Source organism: Frankia sp. AgKG'84/4, assembly GCF_023242965.2.
In the GTDB taxonomy this organism is placed as follows: Bacteria; Actinomycetota; Actinomycetes; order Frankiales; family Frankiaceae; genus Frankia.
Map to the genome: position 1 here is coordinate 1 of NZ_JALKFU020000366.1, position 5300 is coordinate 5300.

Genomic DNA, 5300 nt, shown 5'->3' on the forward strand with positions numbered 1-5300 from the left:
GCGACGGGCCGGCGCTGAGCCCGCGGGTCGTGGCCGACCGGCTCCGCCAGCTCGTCGAGCTGCCGTTGGCCGGCCTGGTCCGGTTCCGGGGAACGCACCGCTACGAGACGTTCCACAACCAGGGCCGCATCCTGACGATGACCTACCGCCCGCACACCTACGACGGTCCGGCGGTGGTCTGGCTCGCGGACGACCACGACGAGATCGAGGCGTGGCGCGGCGTGCTCACCGGTCCCGCCGCGATCCGGCGGATCCCCGGCGATCACCGGGTCGTCCTGCGCGAACCACTGCTGCGGCGGATCGTCGATGACCTTCAATCCGACCTCGCCACGGCATCGGACGGGGCCAGCGCGGGCTGACTGGCAGAAAAGGCCGATTTGTCACCCGTAAAAGTGACGCACATCGCAGGTCTGGGGCGCACTATGGAGGGGTGAGCCAGGGCGGGATCGGACGGAGGCCAGATGAAGGTCCGCATCGGGATCGGCCTCGGCGCCGCGGGGCCGGCGGACTTCGCCGCGCTGGTCGACCAGCTGGAGAAGCTTGAGATCGACTCTCTCTGGCTGTCCGAGCACCTGTCCTCGCCCGCGGTGGACCCGCTCGCCGGGCTGGCCTACGCCCTGGGCCGCACCAGCAGTCTGAAGATCGGTACCGGGGTGGCAGTACTGCCTGGCCGGAACCCGGTGCTGCTCGCCAAGCACCTCGCCTCGCTGGCGCTGCTCGGCCCCCGCCGGGTGCTGCCGGTGCTGGGCCTGGGCCCGGCGAGGCCCGGCGACCGGGCGGCCTATCCGGTGCCCGCGGGCCGGCGGGGTGCGGTCTTCGACGAGGCCCTCGAGGTGCTGCGGCGCCTGCTGAGCGAGCCGCGGGTGACCTTCAGCGGCGAGTTCTTCGACTTCACGGACGTCGGGATCGGCCCGCTGCCGGACCGCCCGCTGGACATCTGGCTCGGCGGTGCGGCCCCGGCGGCCCTGCGCCGCATTGGCCGCTTCGGCGACGGCTGGCTCGCCAGCCTGGTCAGTCCCGGGCAGGCCGCCGCCGGCATCGCCGAGATCCGCCGATCCGCCGCGGACGCGGGGCGTCACATCGACGACGACCACTACGGCCTGAGCCTGTCGATCGCCTTCGACGCGCCCCCGGCCGAACGCCTCGATGCGATGCGACAGCGCAATCCGGACGTCGATCCGGCGTCGCTGATCCCCGTCGGCTGGGATGCGGCCCGGGCGTCGATCGCGGAGTATGTCGACGCCGGGGTGAGCAAGTTCGTGATCTATCCGGTGACGACCCCGGACGGTTGGCCGGCCTTCCTGGATTCCTTCGTGGCCGAACTGAGGCGACTGGAGACCTGAGCCCGTGGCGGGCGGCGGCGGAACCGGGCGGATCGTTTTCACGAAGGCACCCGACCGGTTCCGGCTGGCTCGCCGCGGCTTCACCACTTCGCCCACTTCACCACTTCGCCCACTTCGCCCACTTCGCCCGCTTCACCTACGGACCTACGTCCCGCCATGTGGACCGGCCGGTCCGTGGGTCGGCGTAATCGCGCGGCCTGGCTGGAATCCCGCTGCGGCTCGATCGACGTCCGCTCGGCTCAGCGGCGACCAGCGGGCGGGCGAGCAGACCGCGCCGGATGGCACATTGTCTGAACCATCGTTCGGTGCGATCCGGCCCGGCCGTCGCGTCTTCGGTGCCACCGAAAGACCACCTTCCGGTGAAAAGCATCAGGTTTGTCGAGTTCGTGTTGGTGAAGCGGCGTTCAAGGTGACGGCCGGGACCCGCCCCATCCGTTGTTGGCCTGCCCGGGCGCTCGCTGGTGCGCCGTTCCGCCACCGGAGCCGGTGCGGCGTCCGGCTGCCGGGCCGGTCCGGGGCTGCGGCCGGCGATCGGCGCAGACCGGGCGTCCGTGCTGGCAGGGCGTCCGTGCTGGCAGGGCGGCTGTCCCACTACCTGGCGGTGCGCGCGGTCGGGGCTGACCGGTCGGCGAACGACCCGGCCGAGACCGCACCCGTCGGCCGGTTCGCCGGCCAGTCCGGCGGCGGGGACCCCATCGAGCCGGGACAAAGACGGCGGGCCGGTTGACCGGTGCGATTCTGGCCGGTCAAGGACGCGGTCGATGACGGTGAGATCGCACAGTATTCGGACGCCGACGTCAGATTTCGTCGACGGGACCGGTGTTTGGCGTGCGTATCGAACCGATACGCGGGGCTCCCACCGATGGGCTTCCTTGTGCCCGAGAGTGACGGGTGACCTATCCCACGCGTAACCGAAGCACCGGAAGTAAACGGCCGGGTCTGCTGGGTCATGGCTGGTCGGCGTCACCCGCCGGTGGCAGCACTCCGGGGCAGCGGATGCCCGTGGGCTCTTCCCCTTTTCGGTGCGGGCCGCCACAATCAACCCAGGAACAGTGAGCGGCCGACGAGTGGAGCGGAACCTGCCATCTGGTGCATTCGAGGACCAGCTGGTCGGGCCCACGCCCCAATCGTGATCCCGAACAGGTGATCTGGGGATCGAGGGGGTACGGATGACCTGCCGGATACCCCGACATCGCAGGCCGTGAAGCGAGACAATCCCGTGCACACCGACGGGCGGTCGGCACTGGGAAAGCATCGCGGGAGGAAACGTGGAACGGGCGGAGCCTACGAAAACTCCCCGACTGGTGCGCAGCGACCGGCACGTCGTGGTCGGTCTGCGTGTCGGCGAGCTGGCAGACATGGCGGACGTGCTGCTGGCGGCCGACCTCGCCGCGCGGTTGGGCGCCCGACTCGTGCTGATCGCGACGATGGACCGATGGTCCAGATGGGCCCGCTGGACGGCCGGGGTGTACTGCGCCTTCGGCGTCGAGACGGTCGTGTGCGCCGCCCGGGTCGCCGAGCAGGAGACCCGGGACGAACTCGAGCACCGGCTGCGCTCGTTGCTCGATCTCGTCGGGGTCGAGTGGACGCTGGAGTGGGCGGCGGGTTCCAGCCGTCGCGCCGCCGTGCGCTACACCCGCCGCCATCCGGACGCCACGGTGATCCTCCGCCCGCACCGCCAGCGCTGACCAGCGCCGGCCCGCGGGGCCGAGCCGCCTAGCGACCCCCGGTCACATCGAGGGTCGCCCCTGTCACATACGACGCCTCGTCGCCGCAGAGCCAGCCGACTGCCGCCGCGACCTCGTCCGCCCGGCCTGGCCTGCCGAGCGGAATGACGTCGGCCATCCGCCGAGCCCGGTCCGGGTCGCCGCCGCTGGCGTGGATCTCGGTGTCGACGAAGCCGGGGCGTACGCCGTTGACGCGGATGCCCTCCTGCGCGACCTCCTTGGCGAGGCCGATCGTCAGGGTGTCCAGCGCGCCCTTGCTCGCCGCGTAGTCGACGTAGACCCCCGGGCTGCCGAGCCGCGCGGCCGCGGACGAGACGTTCACGATCGAACCGCCGCCCCCGCCGTGGCGGTTCGACATCCGCCGCACCGCCGCCCCCGCGCACAGGAACGCGGCGATGACGTTGACGGACAGCATCCGGTGCAGACGCTCCGCGTCGATCTCGTCCACCCGGGCCGAGGGCGCGACGACGCCGGCGTTGTTGACGAGCACCGTGACCGGGCCCAGCCGGTCCGCAGCGGCGAACAGGTCCGGCACCGCCTCGGGCAGCGCCAGATCGCCACGCACGGTGGTCGTCGCGGCGCCTAGGGCGCGACATCGCCGCGCGGTCGACTCGGCCGCCGCCGAGTCGGACCGGTATCCCAGGCAGACGTCCCAGCCGCGGCCCGCGAGCGCCACGGCGCAGGCGGCGCCGATACCGCGTCCCCCACCGGTTACGACCGCGACCCCGTGACGGTGCTCGTCCATGTCGTCTCCCTCTCGACCGACCGGTGGGGAAGCCCAGACCGGACGCTGTCACGCGGGTTGCCGTGCGCTGCCACTGTGAGCGAGGGTGCCCGTCGGCGCTGAGCGACCGGAAGCGGGACCGGCCGCCACCTGTACCGAAATTGTGGTCCTGCTTGTCTTCTTCATGGGTGAATCTCGGCGGGTTTGTGGGCGTCCTTCGTCCTGGCTGTCACACTTGCCGACGTTTATTGGGTCTGCGGTGTGGCCTGATCGGGTTGTCGGTGGACCATCCGTTCATGGGGTGGATGTCCGACGGCAGATATTCGTGGCGTGGGCAGGTCTGGAGGGAGCAGAGTCGTGGGCGAGGACCTGACGGGCCGGCCACGGGCACCCCTTGATCCTGCGGGGCCGGAGTCGCCCGGCGCTTCCCCGTGGGCGGAGGTCCCGCCTTGGGTGCGGTAGCCCCGGGTCGTCTCGGTGTCGCGTCCCGCTGAGCGGGCGGTGATCCGGGTCCACGCGGAATTCCGGCGAGTCGGAGACGTTCGTCTGTTTGGGTCGTGTTGACCGGACGCGCGGCGCGGATCGTCAGATGGGAGGGGTGGGATGGCCCAGGTCGGGTGCAGGGACTCGGCTGATCGTCGCGGCGCGGTGCGTTCGCCGCTGGGGCGCCATGCCCTCGGCGCGCTCGACGACCGGCCGGTGGGTGGCCCAGCCGCGCGGCGGGGCGAAGCCGGCGGGGCCGACGCGGGACCCGTCGAGATCCGCCGCCTCGCCGGGGTGCGCGGTGTCGTGGGCGCCGTGGCGTACGCGGCCAGCCAGCTGCTTCTCATCGCGGTGCTCTACGGCGCCTACAGTTTCAGCCGGCACCTCGCCGCGGGCCGGGAACCCGCGGCCCTGGCCAACGCGAAGAGCGTCTGGCGGCTCGAACGGATCCTGCGGCTGCCGAGTGAGGCATCGGCCCAGCACCTCGCACTGCACAGCCAGGTCCTGATCCGGTCCGCGGACTGGTTCTACATCCTCGTCCACTTTCCTTCAGTCATTGCCCTGCTGCTCTGGGTGTTCATCCGGCATCGGCGGCACTGGACCCGGGTGCGCAACGTCCTGATTCTGACGACCGGTATCGCGCTGGTCATCCACCTGCTGTACCCGCTCGCGCCGCCCCGCTTCCTGCCCTCCGTCCTGCACATCCCGCTGGTCGACACCGGCGCACGTTACGGCCCCTCGCCCTACGGCGAGGGCAGCGGCGGCATCGCCAACGAGTACGCCGCGATGCCGAGCCTGCACGTCGGCTGGTCACTGATCGAGGCATGGGCGATCATTACGATCCTGCGGCACCGGGTCCGGTGGCTCGCCGTGCTGCACCCGGTGCTGACGATCACCGTTGTCGTCATCACCGCCAATCACTACTGGCTCGACGGCGTGGTCGGTTCCTCGCTCGTCGTCGTCTCGATCGTGCTGCTGAACCAGGCCAACCGCCGGTGGGCCGCGCGTGGCGCGGCCCGGCCC

5 protein-coding genes and 1 pseudogene are annotated in these 5300 nt (G+C 71.4%); 5 read left to right on the forward strand and 1 reads right to left on the reverse strand.

Going from position 1 to position 5300, the window contains the following annotated elements:
- From MXD58_RS19130 to MXD58_RS19145, 4 genes and pseudogenes are all read left to right on the forward strand, one after another.
- A pseudogene (locus MXD58_RS19130) lies at positions 1 to 359 on the forward strand (thioesterase domain-containing protein); the annotation flags it as partial.
- A 102-nt stretch (positions 360 to 461) separates the two neighbouring features.
- Positions 462 to 1343 (forward strand): TIGR03854 family LLM class F420-dependent oxidoreductase, encoded by an 882-nt coding sequence (locus MXD58_RS19135; RefSeq protein ID WP_248838798.1) that lies wholly within the window; start codon positions 462 to 464, stop codon positions 1341 to 1343.
- Positions 1344 to 1911: 568 nt separating this feature from the next.
- Positions 1912 to 2070, forward strand: a complete 159-nt coding sequence (locus MXD58_RS19140) for a hypothetical protein (protein ID WP_248838797.1) — start codon at positions 1912 to 1914, stop codon at positions 2068 to 2070.
- A 541-nt stretch (positions 2071 to 2611) separates the two neighbouring features.
- Positions 2612 to 3031, forward strand: a complete 420-nt coding sequence (locus tag MXD58_RS19145; RefSeq protein WP_248838796.1) for a hypothetical protein — start codon at positions 2612 to 2614, stop codon at positions 3029 to 3031.
- A 28-nt stretch (positions 3032 to 3059) separates the two neighbouring features.
- Here MXD58_RS19145 and MXD58_RS19150 read toward each other — a convergent pair whose 3' ends face one another.
- Positions 3060 to 3815 (reverse strand): SDR family oxidoreductase, encoded by a 756-nt coding sequence (locus MXD58_RS19150; RefSeq protein WP_248838795.1) that lies wholly within the window; start codon positions 3813 to 3815, stop codon positions 3060 to 3062.
- Between the two features lie 582 nt (positions 3816 to 4397).
- Between MXD58_RS19150 and MXD58_RS19155 the strand changes: the two genes are divergently transcribed.
- Positions 4398 to 5300, forward strand: a 903-nt coding sequence (locus MXD58_RS19155) for a phosphatase PAP2 family protein (RefSeq protein WP_250609670.1), incomplete at its 3' end; no start/stop codon positions are given.